The following is a 21468-nucleotide window of genomic DNA, read 5'->3' as shown; positions in this document are numbered from 1 at the left end:
ATGACGAAAGCTGAGATCCGATTTCCGCTCGACGGCCGAGCCCGAAAGATGTTCGTCGATGGCGCGTGGGTGGAAGCCCGCTCGGGCAAGGTCTTCGAGACGCGCAATCCTGCGACCGGCGAAGTGATCGGTCGTGTACCGCGCGGCGAGGCGGCCGACATCAGCGTGGCGGTCGCTGCGGCCCGACGCGCTTTCGTAGGACCGTGGAGCCGTTTCAAGCCTTTCGAGCGGCAGGCGCTGCTCCTGCGTATCGCCGACCTGTTCGAGAAGAACTGGGAGGAGATCAGCCAATCCGATACGGCCGATATGGGAATGCCGATCGCCCGGACGCGCGCAAACAAGCTTCGCGTGATCGGCATGCTGCGATACTACGCCGGCATGGCGACCGCGCTCCATGGGCAGACGGTAGATAATTCGCTTCCGGGGGACATCGTCTCGTTCACCCGGAAGGAGCCCGTCGGCGTGGTTGGCGCCATCATCCCGTGGAATGCGCCGACGGCCGCATCGGTCTGGAAGATCGGGCCCGCGCTCGCGACCGGCTGCACGATCGTGCTCAAGCCGTCGGAAGAGGCGCCGCTGACGCCGCTGCTGATCGCGGATCTGATGAACGAGGCCGGCGTGCCGCCCGGCGTCGTCAACGTGGTGACCGGAACCGGGGTGGAGGCCGGCGCGCCTCTAGCCGAGCATCCCGATGTCGACAAGATCGTCTTCACCGGCTCCACCGCGACCGGCCAGGCGATCATCCGGGCTTCGGCCGGCAACCTCAAGCGGGTGTCTCTCGAGCTTGGCGGAAAGTCACCGGTCATCGTCTGTGCCGACGCTGATCTCGACAAGGCCGTACCGATCGCCGCGATGGCCGCATTCGCCAATTCGGGCCAGATCTGCATCGCCGGCTCGCGCCTGTTCGTGGAGCGTAAAATCCATGATGAATTGGTCGAGCGGCTCGGGAAGTTCGCCTCGGCCCTGAAGATCGGCGATGGCGCGGATCCGACGACGGAGATCGGACCTCTCGTTTCCCAGCGACAGCTCGACAAGGTCGAGGGCTTCCTGCAAAGCGGGCGCGAGGAGGGCGCGAAGGTGGTGGCCGGCGGCCGGCGCGTGAGGGAGGGGAATCTTGCGAAGGGTAACTTCGTCGAGCCGACCGTGTTCGCCGGCGTCTCCGATGATATGCAGATCGCCCGTGACGAAATCTTCGGCCCGGTCATTTCCGCACTGCCGTTCGACACCCTCGACGAGGCAGTGGAAAGAGCCAATGCGACGCCGTACGGGCTCGCGGCAGGTGTCTTCACGCGCGACGTGAGCAAGGCCCACGTCATCTCTCGCAGCCTCCGCGCAGGGTCGGTGTGGGTGAACACCTATCACGCGCTGGATCCCGCAATGCCATTCGGCGGCTACAAGATGAGCGGATATGGCCGCGAGGGCGGCACCGAGCATCTCGACGAATATCTGCACACGAAGGGTGTCTGGATCAAGCTGGACTGACCTTGAGACGATGCGATCGCATGCGTGCCTGCCGTGCGCAATCTGAGGCAACCACAGATGCAATTCACCGAGCGAGTATCATGAAAGACACTTACACAATTGCTGTCGTGCATGGCGACGGCATCGGCCCTGAAGTGGCGCGTGCGGCGGTCGCGGTGCTGCAGGCCGGCGTCCAGGCCGGCACGCTGCGGTTCGTGGACTATCCCGCGGGCGCCGATCATTTCCTGAAGACGGGGGACTCGTTCCCGGCAGCCTCGTTCGAGGGCTGCAGGACGGCCGACGCCATTCTGCACGGTGCGGCCGGCATTCCCGGCGTGGTCCATCCTGACGGGACCGAAGCCGGGCTCGACTTCACGTTGACGCTCCGCTTCAAGCTCGACCTTTTTGCCAATGTACGGCCGATCAAACTCTACAAGGGCGTTCCGTCGCCCCTGGGGCGGCCGGGTCCGATCGATTACGTCATCGTCAGGGAGAACAGCGAAGGACTCTATGCCGCGCGCGGCGCGGGTGCGCTACTGAGGGAAGAAGTGGCTGTCGATACCCTCGTCCAGACCCGGAAGGGCGTCGAGCGCATCGTACGATTCGCGTTCGAGCTGGCCAGAACGCGCAACGGTTCGCCGAAGGACGGACGGCGCCGCGTGACCTGCTGCGACAAGGCCAATGTGCTGCGGACCTACGCGTTCTTCCGTGCCGTGTTCGACGAGGTGGCGAAGGATTATCCCGACATCGAGGCCGAGCACGTCCTTGTTGACGCGATGACGGTTCATCTCGTCAACAAGCCCTCTCATTTCGACGTCATCGTTACCGAGAACATGTTCGGCGACATCATTTCCGATCTCGGTGCGGCGACGGTCGGCGGCATGGGCATGGCTCCATCGGAAGAGGTCGGTGACGGGATCGGTTTCTTCCAGGCCTCGCACGGCTCGGCGCCCGACATCGCGGGAAAGGGACTCGCCAATCCCTATGGAACCATCCTGGCATCGATCCTGATGCTGAGGCGTCTGGATCAGCGCCATCGCGATAGCCGGCTGAGGCTTGGGGCCGACAGGATCGAAGCTGCGGTGTGCGCCGGGCTGGAGGCCCCCGCATTGAGGACCCGCGACATCGGCGGCGTCGCGCCGACCAATCAGGTCGTGGATGCTCTGCTGAAACGGCTTTGATGCGCCGGGTTCAGCGGAGCTGGGCAAGGCTGGTTCGTATCAAGGTAATCAGCCGTTCGGTGTTGGGGCGGAGGATCGGCCCGCGCGCGGTGATCAGGCCGACCTGACGGAGCCCGACATGGTTGGAGATCGGCACCATGCGAAATTGCTGCACTCCGGCCTGCACCAGCGCGACCCGGGGCACGATTGCAATGCCGAGCCCGGACGCCGCAAGGGCCATTGCCGTCGTGGCCTGCTGGACCTCGAACGGGACATCGAGATGGATTCCGAGTGTCTCCAGCGTGTCATCGATCAATCCCCGGACAGCAGTCGATTTCGACAGCATGATCGTGGGCTTGTCGACGAGGTCGGCAAAGCAGACGCTCGACTGTCCCTCGTCGAAGACGGGCGGCACGCAAGCATAGAGCGGATCCTCGAGGATCGGCTCGAACTCGAAATCCTCCATGCCATGAATCTGCGGACCAACTCCGAATTCGACATCCCGCCGTCGCAGCAGTTCAAGCATGGGCCCGGTCGGCAACTCCATGAGTTGCACCTGGGTGTTCGGATGACGGATCTTGAAAGTCGCCAGGATGTTCGGAAGCCAGCCAGTCGCAAGCGTCGGGACGCAGGCCATCTGAATGTGGCGGCTGCGCGACTGAGCTGCTTCCGTCAGCAAATCGAGCCCTGACTGGACCTCCTGCAGCGCACGCTTGGCCTGTTCGAACAGGATCCGGCCCTCGGGCGTCAGCAGGACCTTCTGCGGCGTTCTGCGAAAGAGCTGGACGCCGATCTGCTCCTCCAGCCCGCGGACCTGCATGCTCACCGCGGACGGAGACCGGTTCGATTCCTGTGCGGCTTTCCGGAAGCTTTCGTGCTCCGCCGCGAGCAGGAAGGTATGGAGAAGCTTGAGATTGATGTTCCACAACGGCTGCTACCTTGTTCGGCGTCTATGCGGCTTATCGCAGGAGGACGAGGGTTCCTCTCTTTGCCCGGAATGGGGCCACCCGCAATATCCAGTGCTGATTGGCAGGCACGCGCACGAAGAAATCTGCAGCCAAGTTGCGGTGCAGCAAGACCCCGGCCGGCCAGGCAAAAGCAGCGTTGTGAACGCGCGGCAGACGCCCATTTTCGGCCGGATAAGCTCCAGTCTGAGGCCGGCAAGCCATTGATTGCTCTCAACCCGTCGCAATCTCTTAATCAGCGGGTCCGAGGTTCGAGCCCTGGTGCGCCCACCAAATCGGCGGCTTAACGGGGGGAACCGTTTGAGCAGCTGATTTCTCGGACGGTCTTTTCCGATATCGGGCCCTGACGATGTGTAAGGCGACCCCGCGCTATAGCTTGAGGTCCTGCATCAAAGTGACTGCGCTGGCGGTGACGTGATCTTACCGCGCGGACGATTTCACCCGCCGGAGAGGGCGATCCGGACCTTGACGGACTGGAGCGAGAGTCCCCGTTTTTCAATCGGTAAGAAGGCAGGTGATCTTCAAGTCCATACCGGAGACGCCATCCATCAATCCGACCGTGGATGGTCGGTTCGCGCATCAATCGCGACCACATAGTCTGCGTGAAGAGTAAGCGGAGCCTTCGATCCGTCGAGAACCACACGGAGACTCTTCGGATAGTATCCAACGCCAATTACGCTCCCGGTCTTTCCAGCCAGGCGAGGGCCAGCCGTGGGCTTTACCTGAATACGCGACCCCGATGGAAATCTGGGGTTGGTTTGGGCCGGTCCTGACATGGTTGGCCTACGGCTTGACGTAGGTCCAGCCCATCTCCTGCAATTCCATCACGCGCACGACGCCCGACTTCACGACCTCCGCCTGCCGAACAATCGGTATGTCCTTGCTCTCGGCCTTCTGCATTTTCTCCTGGGTGTTGCCGCAGGCCTTGAACGAAACCTCGGGCGTGCTCAGGGCCATCTCCTCGATGCGCGTCTTTACCGGCGAGGTGTCTTCACGCAGCATGTGCAGGCCGGGCCCGAACGTGACGACCTCGATCTTCACCTTCTCGCCAGCGTCCTTGTAGTATTGCGCCACATTGGTCGCGTTGTTGAGCGCGAGATTCATCGCTGCGGGGTCGTTGGCATTCACCTGCAGGATCAAATGATGTTCTCTTTTCTTTGCTGCGGCCGAATCCTCCATGCGGGCAAACGCGGATTGCTTCCGCGTCGCCGTCGCCGTCGTCGGCTTCGCCACGTGTTGCCTCGCATGGCCCGCCTTGTGCGGGACGGGTTGCCCGTCCGCCGGCGTCCAGTACTTTCCGCCCTGCTCCGCGGCCGAAAACGATGCGGAAACCAGAACGGCGATCGCTGCCATCACAACCGACTTGGCGATATGTTGAAATCTGATCATTATCCGCCTCCATCGAAGAAAATCATATGCACACCATCAACGATTTGGTGTCGCGATCGCGCGCGGCCATTTGCACGCCGCGGCGATCTTCGCACGCGCCGCATCCAGCCCGGCGAGGGAGAACGTCCCGTCACGGGCAGCGCCGCCCCGTGGTGAGAGCAGGACAATAAGGTCCCCGCTGCCTGGAAGCGACTGCAGTAAGCGAACAACGTCCCCGGTGAACGCGACGCCGGGACCGAATGCCGGGACGGCTGCCGCAACCTGCACCGCCGGATTGTCATTGACGCGATAGGAAATTGCATCGTCACCGCCTCCGCGGGAGATGCCGGGTCCCGCGAGTGCCAGCTCCGTCCGGCCGCCGCGGCAGCGGATCGATAATTGCATCGCGGACTCGCCGGTCCCGCTGCGCGACGATGTCGTAGCGGTCGCGATCGGTGAATAGTCGATGGGGGAGGTTGTCTGGCTGACGATCCAGTCGTCTTCGGGCGTCGGGCGATTCTGAGGCGCGATGGTACGCGTCATCTTATTCAGACACGCCAGGCGCTCCGCGTGGTCCTTCTGAAGGCAGGAACGGAGCTGCGTCATGGGATCCTGGGCCAACGCAATGCCGCCTGTAGCCCCGAGCACAATAAGAAGAAGGACCGCGGCGCGTTTCATTGCGATGCTTGTGTTGCGCGGGGCTGGCGATCCAGCCACAGCTGCGCCGCAGGGACGCGCGTGAGACCCGGAACCGTCGCAGCAAGGTTGATGGACTTCCACTTCGGATCGAAGCCTGGCCCCTGCAATCTGTCGATCCGGGAGAACAGGTGATCGATGAAGCGTGCGACGCGCTCAGAGCGGTTCGACTTGGCCGGCCAATTGAAGGCGACCAGAGCGGTCGGCACGGCGATCGTCGAAACCCGTTCGCCCGGCTTGATCAGATTGGGATAGTCGGTCGCGTCGAGAGAGGCGGGAAGATAGTAATCCTCGAACTTGCTCTCGTACGGAACTGGCAGGAACTTGAAACCTGGCTCCCACCGGCCCTTCACGAAAGCATCCACCGGCTTCGATGTAATGAAGACAACGGCTGCCATTTCGCCTTTGCGCATCTGCTCGAGCGCCACCTGGTGCGGAATGAACGTCTTCTCCACCTCGATATTGAGGCGGCTGAAGATCATCGGCCCTGAATAGGCCGCAGCAGTGCCCTGGTTGTTGAAGTTGACCTTCTTGCCGGCGAGGTCGTTCAAACTCTGAATCTCCGGTCGAACGAAGATCTGCAGCTCGGACGGGAACAGATTCAGGACATATGCAATTCGTCGCTGGATGTCCGGCACCTGACTCTTGTATTCTTCAAGCGCGTCGGAATTGATGATCGCCGCGTCGATGCCGCGCAGATAGAGCAGGGAATTCAGGTTCTCGGTGGCCCCGCGTGTAACGACCGGCAGAACATGCAGATTGTCCCCATCGTCGACCACGCGCGCGATCTCAGCTGCGAGGCGGATCGGCGCGCCCTCGAGGAGACCTCCGGCCAGGCCGACAGTCCAGGCGTTCATGGAAGTCACTTCAGGCCTCGGCTGCGGCGTCTCGGGCCGTGTCAGACGAACCTTGTGAGGCCGACTATCCTGCGGCCGCGCAGCTGCCCAGGGTTGAATGGGCAGGAGCAATGGTGCAAACGCGGCGAGTAAGAGCAGCTGACGCAATCCGATAAGCCTTTTCATCGACCAACTCCTCTACTGCATCCGTGTCGGCGCTTTCGATCCTTGACTGCGCATTGCTGACTTGGAACATCTCCGCACAAGACAGTGCTATCGACGCAGCGCTTCGAATCGTGCCTTCGCCTCCTTGATTCCTCCAGCTTCGGCCCGCGCGTAAAGAGTTCGCGCTTTAGTGAGATCGCCTTGCGTTCCATACGTTCCAAAATTTGGAAGGATCAGCGGATCGTAGGTTTCCGCGAGCGCGAAGCTTGCTTGCGCGCTGCCCATCTCAACGGCGCGCTCCAGCACGATCCGCGCTGCGCTGATGTTTCCCTGTTCAAGCAGTACGCTCGCGCGCGAGATCAATTTCGCCGCTTGCACCCCTTCGTTAGGATTGCCCGGAGCATCGCCCTGGCTGCGCGCCGCTATGGCCTGATCTTGGACCGGCTTGTCTGGGGCACCACGCTGGCTTTGGATTGGCCGTGCCGGCGCTGACAGCGGCTCCTCGCGCGCGGCCTTGCCAGTGGCAGCCAGCCCAGTGGAAGCCAGCGGAGGCGCAGCAGGGGCGATTTTTGCCAGAAGCGCGGCTTTGTCTTGACGTGCTAATGCGAGATCCCTCTCCAGTCCCTCGGCCCGCTCGCGTTCACGCAGCAACAGGCTGCGCAGTTCGGCCGAGTCTCGCTCTCTGGCCTGCTTGACCCGTGCGACTTCCTCGCTTGCCTTGGACGCGCGCTCGGTCTGCGCGTCGAGCTCACGTTTTGCTTTCGCAAGATCGCGTGCCAGCTGCTCAGCCCGCTCGCGATCGCGTTGCTGCGCCTGCCCCAACGAGGCGGTATCGCTCGCCTGCTGTTTGAGCTGTGCCGCTTCTTCGCTGGCTTTGGCCGCTTGAGCTTCGTATGCGTAGATCTTGGTGCGTGCCATCGAGAGATCTTGCGCCAGCGCATCGGCTCTCTCGTGCTCCTTCTGCATCAATCGTTGCTCCGGGGCGTCAGCTTTTGCTGTCTGCGTCAGCCTGGCGACCTCGTCGCTCGCCTTTGCCGCTAGCGCCGTCTGGGCATCGATATCTCGTCGCGCGACCGCAAGCGCCTGCTCCAGCTGACCGGTCCGATCCCGCTCCTGTTGCAGGGATTTCTGCAACTCCGCGACGCTGCCTTTCGCCAAGAGTGCCGTTTGCGCTTGGTATGCATAAATAGCGCTTCGCGTCAGGGAGAGTTCCTGCGCAAGCGTGTCGGCCCTTTCGCGCTCCTTCTGCATCGATTGCCTCAAGTCCGCGGCACTGGCTTCCGCCGCCCGACTTCGCTGCGAAACTTCCTCGTTTGCCTTTGCCGCCATCGCGGCCTGGGTTTCGACATCGCGGCGGGCGGCTGCGAGATCCTGCTCCAGCCGCGCCGACCGCTCGCGCTCCTGCTTCAGCGTCTCCTGCAGCTCCGCGGCGCCACTCTCGCCCGCCTGTTTCAGCCGGGACGTTTCCTCACCTGCTTTCGTCGCCATCGCAGCCTGGGTTTCGACATCGCGTCGGGCGGCTGCGAGATCCTGCTCCAGCCGCGCCGACCGCTCGCGCTCCTGCTTCAGCGTCTCCTGCAGCTCCGCGGCGCCGCTCTCGCCCGCCTGTTTCAGCCGGGACGTTTCCTCACCTGCTTTCGTCGCCATCGCAGTCTGGATTTTGACATCGCGGCGCGCGGCTGCGAGATCCTGCTCCAGCCGTGCCGACCGCTCACGCTCCTCCTGCAGCTCAGCGGCGCCACTCTTGCCCGATTGATTCAGCCGGGAAGCTTCCTTCAGTCGGGAGGCTTCCTCGACGGCCTTCGCTGCCAACCCCTTTTGGGTTTCGATCTCTCGCCGCGCGGCGTCAAGACCCTGCACCAGCCACTCGGCCCGATCGTGTTCCTGCTCGAGATGTTGCAGCAACTCGATGTCTCGCCTTGCAAGGGCGAGTTCGCAGGACAGTGACTCTGCCCAGTCGCGTTGCTGTTCCGGAGGCTGCTGCAGGGCTCCTGTGTCGCGGGTTGTCGTTTGCGCGACCTGTATCGATTTGTCGCTGCCGCCTGGGCGCGGCAGTAACGTCTCGAACTCGTCAGATCCGAGATTGCGGGCAGTCGTCGCCTGTTGCTCGTCTGCGAGGTGCCGCACCTGATCCGGGGAAGCCGCACTTTCCGATGCCCATGTCATGGCGAGCACAGCCGCCGCCAACCACAGTGGCGTGCACCGTCCCTGCGTGGGCAGGCGGCTCATTGCCTGCAGCGCAAACGGTGCCTTGTCCGAATCGTTGACCGACATGCGTACGATGTCGCAGGACTTCACTTCCCCATTGAGCATGACCGTGCGACCCATCTGTAGTCATCACTGTCGCATGGCGACACGACCTGCTTCAGATGTGTCATTATGCCCTCGATCTCTGCGCGAATTCTATTGCTCGTATGGAGGACCCACCCACCCCTTTTGGGTTAGGCTACGAATGAACTGATCGCCTACGGCCTATATGCAGCCGCATCCGTCCTCTCAGCCAGAGACAGTTGGAGAACTCGTGCGGAATGCTCCTGTGTCTGACTTTGCACCCAATTTGTTTCTTGTTTCGCTTCCAGCTCGCGCGGCCGACGAAAAAGTCATCAAGGAATTCTCGGCTTCAATCAACCGTGCTGGAAATATCGCTTTTGCTCCTTGAAGAATGGCAGCAACTTCTCGAAGATCTCATCCCGATGCTGGTCGATCTCCCAGATGAGTGCGTCACTGAAGCCATGCGCATGCGCGTGGATCGTTTCACGATCTGCTGAGACTTTCGTCGGCGTTCCGTCGAGGTCCACCCAGCCGCTCAGGGCGTTGCCGTCCCATTCAATGGTCTGCGAGCGACTATTCGACAAGCTGGCCTCCGAGTAGCGCCTTCCTGGATCGTCAGCGCATTGCCCTCAACCCCGAGGGGAGCAGAAGCTTGCCAAGAAAAGGCGCTTTAGAAAACTGCCATGGATGGGTACTCCCTATGCGGGTCAGCCGATACCAACGCTATGTGAAAATTATGCGTCGAGCGTGCAGTGATGTTTCGCACCTAGTCGGTCGTGTGCCGATCCACGGCAAGCGCGTAAGCCCGTAGCGTCGAGGCGTTGCAGGAGGGCCACATCCGGAGTTTTGCACAGTGTCCGATCCCTTTGGAGTCTCTCGTTTCGTCCATGTACATCAAGCAATCCTGCACGCATGTGTGAAGAGGGGGTGGTAACTTTCACCTCGTGTTTCATCATTAGTCGGGGCCATGAATTTGGTCGAAGGGGTTTCCGCAGCAGGAGATCGGGATTGTTCCAGAGCGACCGGCGCCGCTACCTAGACCAACGCCAGCGCATACGCACACGGCCTACCCAGTCTCGTAAGCTCAGCATGGAATCTGGCGGGCCGATCTGGCTCAAGCTGGAAGCGCTCCAGTCGACTGGATCGTTCAAGGTTCGCGGCCTCGGGCAGCGTACGAAGAGCATTTGCTGAAGGGTTACGAGTATTGATGTTGCCGTTTGCGGGGGGAGGGAACATGCCCTTGAAATCGAGTCTCAGAAATGGGGAGCCCCAGCTGGGGCAACCCATCGAGGCGCTTTAGTGGCTATTACCACTCTTCTTCGGCTCGTTGCGTGGCTCCTCGCTCGCGAACACTTCGCCAAAAGACACCGCGCCTTTCTCCTTCGGCACGATGTCGGTGCGGATACCGCCGGGATTGGATGACGGCGCCGCAGTCCTTCGCGTCCTTCGTCGCCGCCAACTGCGCATCGGCGATGACGTCGCCGAGCGCACTCTCGCCGGTGTCGTTCGGCAGGCGCGACAGCGTCTGCGCTACCGATCCCGCCGGACGGTTGGCGATGGGGGAAGCGAGCTTGTCGTGGGCGTCGATCAGCGCGGTCTGCTCTGTATCATTGGCGAGCGAGGCATTGGCGACGATGACGTTCTCGGCTTTCGCGCTGACGATGTCGCGCGTCGCGGAATCGAGGGTGAGTCGATCTCGGTCACCAGCGTGCCGTACTTGTCGCCGCTGGTGACGAGACGGCGGTCAATTTGGCAAACGTAGGCACGATGAGTGTGGCCGCTCACGACGACGTCCACCGCACGGTCGAACTTCTTGACGATGTCGACGATCGACCCTGAGATGTCCGGGCATTCGTTGTAGTCGCAGGTCGGCTCGCCGCCTTCGTGGATCAGGACGACGATTGCCTCGACGCCGCGCGCCTTCAGTTGCGGCACGAGCGCGTTCAGTCTCGGCCTCGTCGCGGAATTCGAGCCCGATAATGCCCTTTGGCGAGACGATGCCGGCGGTACCCTTGAGCGTCAGCCTGATGAAGGCGACGGGGATGCCGTCGAACTCCCGGATTTAATAGGGCGGCAGGATGCTCTTGCCGGTCGCGGTCTCGATGGTTGAGGCGGTCAGATAGTGGAATTTGGCACCCGTGAAGGCATGCGGCCCCTGGCATCCGTCCTCCGGATGACAGCCGCCATTGAGCCGCTCGGCCTTGCCCTCGTCGAACTCGTGATTGCCGACCGAAGTGATCGCAAGTTCTATCATCGACAGCGATTCGACCGACGGCTCGTCGTGAAACATCGTCGACGAGAACGGGCTCGCCCCGATGAGATCACCGGCCGCGACGAAGATCGTGTTCTTGTGGTTGATCAACGTCGCCATATACTCGGCGCCACCCGCCGCGACTGTCACCTTCCTTGTCCTGTCCTCGGGATCACCGATGCGGATGCTGCCCGGCGGCGGCCTGAGATTTGCCATGGAAGTCGTTGATCGCAAGGATGCGCAATCGCTCGTCGCAGAGCCCTGGCCTAAACGTTCCGCGTAAAGATTTCACGAAGCTTGTTGGTGAAACAGCGCGGCCTCGACTTCTTTCTCTCACAATAAGGGGAGAAGGAGGGAGGCGTGCGCCCTACCGCTTCTTCCTCGCGGCCAAGGCGTTGAAGGCGGCGACAGCTTCATTCGATCGTATGTGCTCGCTGTACTCGACCCCAGACGCATAGATGTCGTTGCGCGCCGATCGAGCCGTCGGCATTGACCATGAATTTTGGAACGAGAAAAGCGAAATGCCCTTCCGGCGGGTGCGTCGAGAAGGCGCGCGAGCACGAAATGCACTATGTTGTCGGTCATGTCGTGCTCGCCATAGGTGATGAAGATCTTCGTCCCCTTGATACGATAGGTGCCGTCGGCCTGCCGCTCGGCGCGGGTGCGTAGCGCGCCGACGTCGGAGCCGGCCTGCGGCTCGGTGAGCTGCATCGTGCCGGTTCACTCGCCGGTGACGAGTTTTTCGAGATAGATCTGCTTCAACTCGTCGCTGCGATGGGCCTCGTGCGCCTCGATCGCGGAGGCCATCAGCAGCGGGCAGAGGCCGAAGGCGACGTTGGAGGCGCTCCATATCTCGGTGCAGACCGCGTTGATTGCGAGCGGCAGGCCCTAGCCGCCGAAGGTTTCCGGTCCCGAGACCGCGTTCCAGCCGCCATCCGTTCAACGCTTATACGCATCGGGCCAGCCGGGCGCGGTCGTCCGCCGATATCGTGCAAGCCGTGCTGAAGGAAGCCGGCAAGTTCGCTTCGGACGTGCTGGCGCCGCTCAACCGCGTCGGCGACGAGGAGGCAGCAGATTTTGATTCCACCATTCCGAGGTTCGATCCCTCCCGACCCAGCCAGGCGTCAAAACGCTGTGTTTCCTGAAGAAGCGACCTTGCTAGGCGCGCGTTCTTGTGCGCATTCGGAAAAATGGATTCCGCCGCCCTGCGGCAATTGGTGGTCAATTGCACCCCAGAAGACTGGGATCAGATTGGCCATGGAATTTGGAAGCGCCTAATCAAAAAGTTGCTAGCCGGCTTCTACAAGCCGCGCGGAGCGACGCCCGCCGGAGGCGAAGGACGTGCGCTTGAACCTGTTGACGGCGCGGATTGCGAAACCGAACCCGATCGGAGTGGTTTGGCGCAAGAAAGCGATTTTCTTCACATAGCCCTCGACACGCCATTTCGCGTGCGCGCCCTTGCGGAAAAAGATCACGTCGCCGACGCCGTAGCGTTTCGGGGGTATGCCCGCGCTCTCGAGCACGATCGATCCTTCGAGGATAACGATGGTCTCCTCGAGGTCGTAGTACCAGTTGAACTTGCCCTCGGTGCAGGACCAGATCATGGTCTTGGCAGTGCCGCACGCGCTGGTCGACAGCACATGCTCGCGCGCTTCCGGATTGCCGTCAATGATCTGTGATGCATCGATCGGCGACGGCTTGAGATCCACGTTGCAATGGCCAACTTCTATCAGTGCAAGCGACATCAATCACCTCACAAAATTGGATAAATCGTGCACGGCATCAAAAGCACCTCCGGTGAGAGGCCTAGTTAAAGCATCCCAGTGAAAGGCCGAGTTGCCACTGTAGGATCATATGGTTGCGCAAGCAATGTGAAGACGCCATTTTGTCGCAATCCAGAATCGAGGCGACAGACCAGCAGGCCCGGTATCATCACGCCTAACTGCTGCGATCTAGCGCGGAAAAGGAGTACTCCTTTTTAGCAATCTTCGAGCCGGGCTCATTTCGTTTCGAGAGAGCTTGGCGAGGTCGGGTTGCTGGACTGGTAAAATGCGGCGGAGGCAGAGCAACGCCAGAATGGCCCCCGGGGCTGCGGCTTTATCGGAGTTGTTGCCCATGGCCCGATCGCCATCGATCGTGCCGCAAAACGCGAACCATGACACGTACCTCGTATTGGTAGAGGTGTTTGGGGGTGGCTAGGTCGTGCCTGGCGCGAGATCGGACGCGGACCGTATACCTATCGCGAGATGATGATCCGCGACCTCTTGGACGGAGTGTACACTGATCCCATGCGCATCGTGGCCTTCAACAACGCCGAAGGATGGTCGCGGGATGTCACGACCGAAATCGCCGCCGAGCTGAAGCAGTGCTCGGTCAAACGGGAAGATATCCCGCCCTCTTTGCAGTATTTGTTAGAGATGACCACCCGGTGTTGATCTCTTGCCGCTTGAGCGCCCCCATGAAGTTCTCGAACGAACGCTGGCAGATCATCCCTCGCGCGGCTTAATATGCGTGCCCCAGAACGCAATCACCAAAAGGGCTGTCGCCCCGAGCGCCGCGCGTGTGTTCAGCGCGCGTCCACGCGTCACGGCGATGCGATCGAAGCGCGTCTGCCAAAGCCTCACATGAGGGTCCTATGACGTAGCCGCCACCGCCAGCGACGATTTTCTCGGAATCGCATAATCGGCCTGCGGTTGGACCCATTCCCGTTGGGTACCGGAAACACTCTCACGCTTTTTGCGGCCTGCAACCTCGATGTTGCGAATGTCGGGTACAGCACCCGAGGGCACCTGTTCTCGCACACGGCGCCGGGCTCATCCCATGATTACGAAACGCCGTAAGGCGCAGCTTTGCCTGACGACCGTCGGCAAGCAGGTCCCATCGGGGCCGGACCGGATCATCCAAGACGCCGGCCGCGCGACACCGGAACCGCCCCGACGGCGCAGCCCGATGCCGCGTGACCTTAGTTGGGTGGTTAGTACAAAGGCCTCGCGAGGAAGTTGGCCTGCTGCTGAGATGATGCCGACAACGCCGTCCCTGCCTGCGCGAAATGCGACTCGCGGCCGAAATCGGCCGCCATCATCTGATTCAGGAGGCGTAGGCCTTTGCGCCGGCGCCTGCGGCGGAATCGGTCGTCGTCATGGTGGGAGTGGACCCGACGTTCGATGCTCCGGTGTCGCTTAGCGTTGTCGCCGCTCGTGCGAAGTCGGGATGATTGTTGAACGACTGAGCAGCGTAGTAGTGCGATTGCCCCCAAGACCTGCCATCCCCTGAGGTCGTCGTCGACGTGCCCGAACTCGTCACCGATATCGTCGTCGACGTGCTCGAGCTCGTGGTGGTCGCCGGTGGATCGACCACCGTGATGGTCTGGGCCGCGCTGGTGATCGGCGTCCCGGTGTTGTCGGTCGCGGTGACCGTCAGCGTCGCAGTCGGGCGACCGTGACCGCGGTAGGAGGAGCTCAGCGAGAGACCGCTGTTGACCTAGGCCGCGGTCAGCGTGACCGAACTTTCGCTGAAGGACTTACCGTCCAGCTTGTCGGTGATGGTCTCGTATTTCGGCAATCCGGAGATGTTGACCGTCACATTGTCGCCCGCATGGGGCACGCTCACCTCCAGACCCAGCGGTGGGATGCTGCCGCCGGGGCTGACATAAAGCGAATTGTTGGCGACTGTGAGCGTCGGCGCGGTCGGGGCCGCATGCGGCGGAGGCGGTGCCGCAACCGTCACGGCGTCGGCTGCCGAGGCGGCGCTGGTGTTGCCAGCGATGTCGGTGGCGGTGGCGGCGAAGCTGTGGCTCCAAGGGCAATCGTGCCGGTGTCGAAGCTCCAGGCCCCGGTGCTGCCGGTGGTGGCCGTCGCGATCTGAGTGTTACCGTCATCGACCTTGATCGTGCTGCCGACATCCGCGGTCCCCATCAGGGTCGGTGAGAGTCGTGCTGCTGCCGACCGCAGAACCTGCCTGCGAATAGGCCGCCAGCGTTGGCGTGGCCGGCGCCTGGGTGTCAACCGTGAAGGCGAGCGGGGCGCTGCTGCACTGGTGCCTGCTGCATCAGTCGCTGTCGCGGTCAAGCTATGGCTACCGTCGGCGAGATGGCCCAGCGCATAGCTGCAGCTGCGTTGCTTGCGGCGGTCGCCGTGCTAAGCTTGGAGACGCTGACCTGCCGCCTGCTTCCGCCGAGCCCGTCAGCTGCTGCGTCGTCGTGTCCTGTGCGGCATTGACATAGCCGTTGATGATCGCCGCATCTGCAAGCCCAGTCGGGGCCGCAGGCGGTGTCGGCGGAGGTGTGGTGCTGCCCGATGATGTCGTGCCGCCCATCTCGATGCCGATCGATTTCCCGGTTGAGTGCATCACTAAAGCCACGTACATGAGTATGGATCGTTTCCCGATCTGCTGGGACTTTCGTCGGCGTTCCGTCTCTACCCAGCCGCTCAGGGCTTTGCCGTCCCATTCGATGTTCTGCGTGTGACTAATCGACAAGTTGGCCTCCGAGTAGAGCCTTCCTGGATCGCCATTGGATTGCCATCAACTCCGAGGAAAGCAGAAGCTATTGTGGCCAAGAAACAGCGCTTTAGAACAACTGCCGTGGATGGGGTACTCCCTATGCGAGGCAGCCAGTACCAACCGCTATTTGAAATTATACGTCGAGCGTCCAGTGATGTTTCGCACCTAATCGGTCGTGTGCCGATCCACAGCAAGCGCGTAAGCCCGCAACGTCGAGGCGCTGCAGGAGGGCCACATCCGGATTTTGGCTCAGTGTACGATCCCTTTGGAGTACTCTTCCTTCGTCCACCCACAACAGGAATTCTGCACGCATTGCTGAAAGGTTACGAGTATTGATTTGCCGTTTGCGGTGGCTGGAGGGAACATGCTCCTGAAATCGAGTCTCAGAAATGAAGAGCCCCAGCTGGGGATGCCAGTCGAGGCGCTTTAGTGATTAATACCGCTCTTCTTCGGCTCGTAGCGTGGCTTCTCGCGGCCGCTGTAACTTTCGTAACGCTCGGACCTCAAGGCGTTCGGCCTCACCCCGTTCTCGGACAGCCAGGCGATCACGCGCTCGCCTTCCTTCTGGTCGGGATTTTCTTCGGCCTTGCCTATCCGCAACGGCGCTGGACTGTTTCAGCAGTCGCCATTGCGCTGATCGGCCTGCTTGAGATTATGCAACTATGGGTGCCGGGACGCCATGCGAGGCTTGAGGATTTTGTGGTCGATGCGCTCTCGGCTTGCGTTGGCTTCGCGCTGTCCGCCGCGGCTGACCGGATGATGGCGCGATCTGGCGAAGATCCCGACCCGTTGACACGCGAACGTCGTTAATGAGCAGGCTGATCTGCTTCGCCCAAGGCTCATGCCCGCGCGGATCGGCACCTTCTCTAAACGGTGAGCCGCAAACGGCGCACGTCAGGCGCCGCGACGGTCAGGCGGTGTTCCGGCGTCCACCGTCAGCACGGGTGCCGGTGATGTTCCTGTCGCCTTCGCCGAGGAGATATTTCACCATGGAAGCGACGTCCTCGGCCTTCCGGCAGGCGGCGCAACGCGCTAAGGCCGGCGATGCGTCGGCGGCCATCGCCGTCCAAGGACTATGAAGCCAGGCGCGATCGCCTTGTGACGCCAAGTCTACCGACTTCGTGGGCCAGGGCGAGTTATCCGCGGGTGGGGCATTGATCATCCAAAAGCAAGGCGTTCGGGCTGCTGCTGGAGCGATTTCTCTCCGCGAATTACCGGTGCGGCTAGGCCTCGACCCACGAAGTCAGCGCAATGGCGTGCAGTCAGGCCGATGCGCATCCGTGGGATCGCGCCGTGTAGTTGATCTATTGCTCTACCGTCGCCGATTCTATCGCCTGCGGCGGCCCCGTCGGCCGCTTGGTCCTGCGGTCTGGGTCGCTCTGCGCCTTGGAAGCGCGAGCCGGCGAGTGGTTCGCAGTCAACCGCATGCAAATTGTGCGGGGCGAACGCGCAACGCTCAATCGAGCTCAGTGCATCGGTGCGCGGGCGCCGCGCCGCCGCTTCGGTCGGTGCTGCGGATCGTCGAATTTGAGCTCGGCGACCAGTCGCCAAAGCTGAACCTCGTGACCGTCCGCTAACCGCCCGGCCCGCTTGGTTGCGGACGCGTCGTCTGGGCAGTGAAGGTTGACCACGCCCCCCAACTCGCCGTGTTCGTCCAGAACGTATGCACGATAGTGTGGCATCGCAAATCCCCACGCGACTGCATCTTACCTGCCAACCTCGCTTTGCGGCGGGTCATTACGAGCTACCTCTTGGGCGGTATGCTTGCCGCTGTGGCGCGCCCCGAACCCGCTCATGCGGTCAGACCCTTCGGTGCTCGTTCGAGCACCTCGGGCCCACACGCTCAGGCATGACGACGGCGATGCCCGGACCGCTCCCGAACCTTCACAGGCTCGCTGCCTTGATAGCCGTCGGGGTTCTGCAATTGCCAACGCCAATGTTCCACGCACATTTGCTCCAAGGACCGCGTCGACGTCCAGCCCAGCGCATCCTTTGCAAAGGTCGGATCGGCATAGCAGACGGCGACATCACCGGTCCGGCGCTCCCTGATTTCATAGGGGATCGATCGCCCGCTCGCCGCTTCAAACGCGCGAACGACGTCCAGAACGCTACTGCCGTTGCCCGTTCCAAGATTGACCGTGATCAGACCGGGCTGTCTGAGCTGGCGCAAGGCACTCAAATGCCCGGATGCGAGATCGACCACATGAATGAAGTCGCGGATTCCGGTACCATCTGGCGTGTCGTAGTCGTCTCCCCAGATCTGCAGCTTCTCCCGCCGTCCAATCGCCACCTGCGCCACAAACGGTAACAAGTTGCTGGGAACGCCCAGCGGGTCTTCTCCGACGAGCCCGGTTTCGTGCGCGCCAACCGGATTGAAGTAGCGCAGATTGCCGATCCGCCAGCCGTCGTCGGACCTGCAGAGATCCTTCAGCATCTCTTCGATAACGAGCTTTGTGCGGCGGTACGGATTGGTCGGGCGAGGGGATGCTTCTCGTCGAGCGGCAGGTATTGAGGTATCCCGTAAACGGTCGCGGACGAGCTGAAGACGAGCGTCTTTACATTCGCTCTCTTCATCGCCGATACGAGCCGCATCGTTCCCAGGACGTTGTTCTCGTAATACGTCATGGGCCGTACGTTGGAATCGCCAACCGCCTTCAGCCCTGCAAGGTGAATGACCGCAGTCACTCCGTAGGCACGAAGCATGTCGTAGATCACGTCTTCATTCCGGATATCGGTATGCCGGAAGACGAGCGAACGTCGCAGATGAACCTCTGATGGACTGCATCGCGGGTGGCGCGACCCGCCGGAGGGGGGCAGGCCCATCGGCGCTCACGATTGTCGCATCATCCATTTCCATGCGTCGCGGATCTGAACCTCCAGGTCAGATCGTTCCGGCTTCCAGCCGAGCAGGGTTCTTGCCTTTTCCAGAGCGCCGATCAGAACTGCGGGATCGCCAGGCCGTCTCGGCACAAGTTCTACGTGGATTGATTTGCCCGTAACGCGTTCAGCTGTCGCCACGACTTCCAGTACCGAGTAGCCTCGCTCGTTGGCTAGGTTGACCGCACACGTGGCCCCGCCGTCGATGAGATACTTGAGTGCCCTCACATGCGCGTCGGCGATATCAAGCACATGGACGTAATCGCGGATGCAAGTTCCGTCAGCCGTGTCGTAGTCATTCCCAAACACCTTGATCGACGTACCGTCACGGGCGGCGGCGAGGACCAATGGGATCAAATGGGTTTCCGGTTCGTGCGCTTCACCGATTTCTGTTTCGGGGTCAGCACCGGCCGCATTGAAATAACGCAGCGAGACCGAACGAAGGCCGTGGGCCGCATCGAGATCCGCAAGCATCCGCTCAACAACCAGCTTCGAGTAACCGTAGGGATTGATCGGCTGTTGTGGATGATCCTCCGAGATCGGAAGCCGATCGGGCACACCATAGGTCGCGCAGCTCGAGGAGAACACCATCGGAGTTGGCGTGAAATCGATCAAGGCCTGAAGCAGCGAGGCGGTTTCGCCGATGTTGTTGCGATAATAAAGCAGGGGGTTTGCGACGGATTCGCCAACGTAGGCATAGGCGGCGAAATGCATCAGAGCTGACGGACGGTATTTCTCCAGTATCGAACGCACTCGGGCTGCGTCTCCGATGTCGCCCAACTCGAACATGCCGAATTTCGCGGCCCAACGGTTGCCGCGTGACAGGTTGTCGTAGACAACCGGCTCGAATCCATGGCGCACCAATACTTTGCAGGTGTGGCTTCCGATACAGCCGGCGCCACCCGTTACCAGAATCTTCACCACGTTCAATATCGCCTCGAATCTAGCTCTGCGAAAAAATGCCCCGGCGAAGGAATGGATCAATTGTTTCCGACGGCAACGAGATATGGCTCCTCCTGCTTGCGCGGTCGGCGCACCTGGTCGCCTCGGATGACCTCTTCATTCCGAACGTCGGCGTGCCGAAAAACGAGTGTCCGCCCGCAGATGGATTGGACCCGTTCGAGGTCTTGTTGCTGTTGGAGAAACCGTCGACGGCGACGACGTCGAGCCCGGCGTCCAGCAACGCGATGCAGACGTGGGACCCGATGTAGCCGGAACCTCCGGTCAACAAGATCATTTCGGACACCTTCCGTGCGCGCAACTATGTGCGGGAAGACGCCGCAGCGTCCCGTTCCGGAATTGCGTCGGCCGTTATCACCTCTGCCCGACGCGCAGCGAATCGCCAGCGGTCGCATCGGTCCGGCCTGCCTCTGATGGAACATTTGAACTGCTTAGCCTTCGAGGAGAGACGGCAGGACCATCCTGGTAGTGTAGGCTGACCTCGACGGCGTCACCCGGCTGCAGCTCGGTATCTTCGCTTGCGACAATCCGCTCCTGCCCCTTATCGCCCTTCCTGATGATGGCAATCTCCGCGTTGTTGCCGGCTCCTCGCACGAGTTGTGATCGAACCATTGTGGTGTACTGAAGCTTCTCGCCGACGCTCTGCAGCTTTTCGCGAATTTGATTGAGCCTTGCGCTGGTATCTTGCAGCTCACGGAGCAGGTCGAGCCTCCGCTGGTCATCCAGCTTTGCCAGCTTCCTGACGAACTCGTCCTGCTGCTTCTTGACCTGCAGGAGTTGCGCAGAGGTCTGCAGCTTCCGGGTTGATGACAGCAGCACCGCGCGACGCGCATCCGTAACGCGAGGGCTGATCAAGGACCCCTTGCCGAAGAGCTCGGTCGTTTTCTGCAGATCTTCGAGATCTGCTTGAAGTCCTTCGTCATCTTTCTTCTGCTGCTCTGACAGCACGCGGACCTCGTCGTCTCCCTGTCGAATGCCGTGCTGGAGGTACGTTTTTTCCTGCTGATAATCGCTCTGCTTGGTTTTCAGATATTCCTTTTCTGCATTAACGATTTCCGAAATCGCCGATCGAGCCAAGGGCGCGTCCATCAGAGCGCCGGGACTGATCTGGGCTCCCTCTCCAAGTTCAGTCTTGATGCGCCACAAACGCGCCTGTTCTTTGGCTAGCTCTGACCAAAGCGAACCATACTCGCTTCTCAGGTCTGCTGACTCGAGATACGGGTTGTTCATTCGGATGCGCATAATGTCGTAGCCGCCTGCCACGGCGAGGACCTGGCGTGCGGTAATAGACGGACGATAAGGGTACTCGCCCGGCTTCGATACATCCCCATTCACGTATATGGGCTTGTACTCCGCGATGGCCGTCGTGACCTCGTCTGCGTCGATCACGACCACCGTCTCGCGGCCATCCAACGTCCTCTGTCGAAATACCTTGCTCGCCAGTGCAGCCCCGATTTTGGCTCGGATCTGCGATAAGGGTAGGCCGGCCACTGGAAGCGTTCCCACCAGTGGCAACGAAACACTCCCGTCCATTTGAACGGCAGCACGATGCCGCAGTTCCGGCACGCCCGCAACTGCAACCTCCAGCACATCTCCGATGTTTACCAGATATTCGGCCTTTGCCTGCGTGACGGAAAGTGCCAGGCCAACAGCCACCAAGGCCAATTTGATGCAACGACTGAGGTCGCTGCCAGAGAAGGCGATATGGAAGCTATTGCGCAGTCTGGAGTTCGGCATGGCGGCAATTCCCTGTACGAACGTGGTCACCGAAGTGAAAGTCCTTTAAATCTGTTCGCGGAAGGCAGCACGTCAACATCGCTACCGTCCGAGTAATCGTCCAGACGGGCGATCTTCAAAACTACGTTCAGTTCTCTCATTGACGCCCGAACCGCTCGTTGCCGTTCCGCCTCGATTGCTGCTCGAATCTAATCCCGCGCTGTCGCGCCTCAATCGACCAT

Annotated in this window: 16 protein-coding genes and 4 pseudogenes; 6 read left to right on the top strand and 14 right to left on the bottom strand. The window is 61.3% G+C overall.

Annotated features, from left to right (window positions below; translation table 11 throughout):
- Both AAFG50_RS31605 and AAFG50_RS31600 read left to right on the top strand, forming a co-directional pair.
- Window positions 1-1482 carry an aldehyde dehydrogenase family protein gene (locus AAFG50_RS31605; protein WP_028176105.1) on the top strand — a complete coding sequence of 494 codons (1482 nt, stop codon included), beginning with the start codon at window positions 1-3 and terminating at the stop codon, window positions 1480-1482.
- A gap of 80 nt (window positions 1483-1562) precedes the next feature.
- The gene (locus AAFG50_RS31600; protein ID WP_028176104.1) at window positions 1563-2642 is read left to right on the top strand and encodes an isocitrate/isopropylmalate dehydrogenase family protein; all 1080 of its coding nucleotides are present in this window, start codon (window positions 1563-1565) and stop codon (window positions 2640-2642) included.
- A gap of 10 nt (window positions 2643-2652) precedes the next feature.
- Here the strand turns inward: AAFG50_RS31600 and AAFG50_RS31595 are convergent, their stop codons facing one another.
- The 8 genes and pseudogenes from AAFG50_RS31595 to AAFG50_RS31560 form a co-directional block, all read right to left on the bottom strand.
- Entirely contained in the window at window positions 2653-3549 is an 897-nt protein-coding gene (locus AAFG50_RS31595; RefSeq protein WP_028176103.1) for a LysR family transcriptional regulator, read from the bottom strand.
- An 820-nt stretch (window positions 3550-4369) separates the two neighbouring features.
- Window positions 4370-4975, bottom strand: coding sequence for a DsrE family protein (locus tag AAFG50_RS31590; RefSeq protein WP_028176102.1), 606 nt, complete (start codon window positions 4973-4975; stop codon window positions 4370-4372).
- Window positions 4976-5011: 36 nt separating this feature from the next.
- Window positions 5012-5632, bottom strand: a complete 621-nt coding sequence (locus AAFG50_RS31585) for a hypothetical protein (protein ID WP_028176101.1) — start codon at window positions 5630-5632, stop codon at window positions 5012-5014.
- A complete protein-coding gene (locus AAFG50_RS31580) occupies window positions 5629-6672 on the bottom strand; it encodes a TAXI family TRAP transporter solute-binding subunit (RefSeq protein ID WP_028176100.1) in 1044 nt (347 codons plus the stop codon). The genes AAFG50_RS31585 and AAFG50_RS31580 overlap by 4 nt, the downstream gene beginning before the upstream one ends.
- Window positions 6673-6759: 87 nt before the next feature.
- Window positions 6760-8979: a hypothetical protein gene (locus AAFG50_RS31575; protein WP_053815103.1), complete on the bottom strand. Its 2220-nt coding sequence runs from the start codon at window positions 8977-8979 to the stop codon at window positions 6760-6762.
- A 296-nt stretch (window positions 8980-9275) separates the two neighbouring features.
- A complete protein-coding gene (locus AAFG50_RS31570) occupies window positions 9276-9506 on the bottom strand; it encodes a hypothetical protein (protein ID WP_028176099.1) in 231 nt (76 codons plus the stop codon).
- A 742-nt stretch (window positions 9507-10248) separates the two neighbouring features.
- Window positions 10249-11417 (bottom strand): annotated as a pseudogene (locus AAFG50_RS31565) (metallophosphoesterase); the annotation flags it as partial.
- Window positions 11418-11609: 192 nt separating this feature from the next.
- Window positions 11610-12151: pseudogene (locus tag AAFG50_RS31560) on the bottom strand (acyl-CoA dehydrogenase family protein); the annotation flags it as partial.
- A 20-nt stretch (window positions 12152-12171) separates the two neighbouring features.
- Between AAFG50_RS31560 and AAFG50_RS31555 the strand changes: the two are divergent.
- Window positions 12172-12318, top strand: coding sequence for a hypothetical protein (locus AAFG50_RS31555; protein WP_162185869.1), 147 nt, complete (start codon window positions 12172-12174; stop codon window positions 12316-12318).
- Between the two features lie 144 nt (window positions 12319-12462).
- On the opposite strand, the gene AAFG50_RS31550 is transcribed toward AAFG50_RS31555, so the two are convergent.
- Entirely contained in the window at window positions 12463-12918 is a 456-nt protein-coding gene (locus AAFG50_RS31550; RefSeq protein ID WP_028176094.1) for a cupin domain-containing protein, read from the bottom strand.
- A gap of 543 nt (window positions 12919-13461) precedes the next feature.
- On the opposite strand from AAFG50_RS31550, the gene AAFG50_RS31545 reads away from it, so the two are divergent.
- Together AAFG50_RS31545 and AAFG50_RS31540 are read left to right on the top strand one after the other, a co-directional pair.
- Window positions 13462-13608, top strand: a complete 147-nt coding sequence (locus AAFG50_RS31545; RefSeq protein WP_231166558.1) for a hypothetical protein — start codon at window positions 13462-13464, stop codon at window positions 13606-13608.
- Between the two features lie 851 nt (window positions 13609-14459).
- Window positions 14460-14615, top strand: a complete 156-nt coding sequence (locus AAFG50_RS31540) for a hypothetical protein (protein WP_156149854.1) — start codon at window positions 14460-14462, stop codon at window positions 14613-14615.
- 38 nt (window positions 14616-14653) lie between these two features.
- Here the strand turns inward: AAFG50_RS31540 and AAFG50_RS31535 are convergent, their stop codons facing one another.
- On the bottom strand, window positions 14654-14899 hold the full coding sequence (locus tag AAFG50_RS31535; RefSeq protein WP_028176093.1) for a hypothetical protein: 246 nt from the start codon (window positions 14897-14899) through the stop codon (window positions 14654-14656).
- A gap of 1203 nt (window positions 14900-16102) precedes the next feature.
- Here AAFG50_RS31535 and AAFG50_RS31530 point away from each other — a divergent pair.
- A complete protein-coding gene (locus AAFG50_RS31530; RefSeq protein WP_053815104.1) occupies window positions 16103-16483 on the top strand; it encodes a VanZ family protein in 381 nt (126 codons plus the stop codon).
- Window positions 16484-17516: 1033 nt separating this feature from the next.
- Here AAFG50_RS31530 and galE (AAFG50_RS31525) read toward each other — a convergent pair.
- The 4 genes and pseudogenes from galE (AAFG50_RS31525) to AAFG50_RS31510 form a co-directional block, all read right to left on the bottom strand.
- Window positions 17517-18458, bottom strand: a pseudogene (gene galE, locus AAFG50_RS31525) (UDP-glucose 4-epimerase GalE).
- A 44-nt stretch (window positions 18459-18502) separates the two neighbouring features.
- On the bottom strand, window positions 18503-19474 hold the full coding sequence (gene galE, locus AAFG50_RS31520; protein WP_028176091.1) for a UDP-glucose 4-epimerase GalE: 972 nt from the start codon (window positions 19472-19474) through the stop codon (window positions 18503-18505).
- A gap of 125 nt (window positions 19475-19599) precedes the next feature.
- Window positions 19600-19787, bottom strand: a pseudogene (locus AAFG50_RS31515) (NAD-dependent epimerase/dehydratase family protein); the annotation flags it as partial.
- Window positions 19788-19864: 77 nt separating this feature from the next.
- Window positions 19865-21277: a polysaccharide biosynthesis/export family protein gene (locus AAFG50_RS31510; protein WP_231166557.1), complete on the bottom strand. Its 1413-nt coding sequence runs from the start codon at window positions 21275-21277 to the stop codon at window positions 19865-19867.
- Window positions 21278-21468: the final 191 nt, after the last annotated feature.

The sequence above is a fragment of the Bradyrhizobium sp. B039 genome (assembly GCF_038965675.1).
Taxonomy (GTDB): domain Bacteria; phylum Pseudomonadota; class Alphaproteobacteria; order Rhizobiales; family Xanthobacteraceae; genus Bradyrhizobium; species Bradyrhizobium diazoefficiens.
This window is presented reverse-complemented; position numbering and strand designations above follow the sequence as displayed.

Bases quoted from the DNA above. Each gene is read 5' to 3' on its own strand.
- AAFG50_RS31550 (WP_028176094.1), bottom strand. From the start codon at position 12,918: ATGTCGCTTGCACTGATAGAAGTTGGCCATTGCAACGTGGATCTCAAG.
- AAFG50_RS31605 (WP_028176105.1), top strand. From the start codon at position 1: ATGACGAAAGCTGAGATCCGATTTCCGCTCGACGGCCGAGCCCGAAAG.
- AAFG50_RS31545 (WP_231166558.1), top strand. From the start codon at position 13,462: ATGCGCATCGTGGCCTTCAACAACGCCGAAGGATGGTCGCGGGATGTC.
- AAFG50_RS31590 (WP_028176102.1), bottom strand. From the start codon at position 4,975: ATGATCAGATTTCAACATATCGCCAAGTCGGTTGTGATGGCAGCGATC.
- AAFG50_RS31575 (WP_053815103.1), bottom strand. From the start codon at position 8,979: ATGGGTCGCACGGTCATGCTCAATGGGGAAGTGAAGTCCTGCGACATC.
- AAFG50_RS31580 (WP_028176100.1), bottom strand. From the start codon at position 6,672: ATGAAAAGGCTTATCGGATTGCGTCAGCTGCTCTTACTCGCCGCGTTT.
- AAFG50_RS31600 (WP_028176104.1), top strand. From the start codon at position 1,563: ATGAAAGACACTTACACAATTGCTGTCGTGCATGGCGACGGCATCGGC.
- AAFG50_RS31585 (WP_028176101.1), bottom strand. From the start codon at position 5,632: ATGAAACGCGCCGCGGTCCTTCTTCTTATTGTGCTCGGGGCTACAGGC.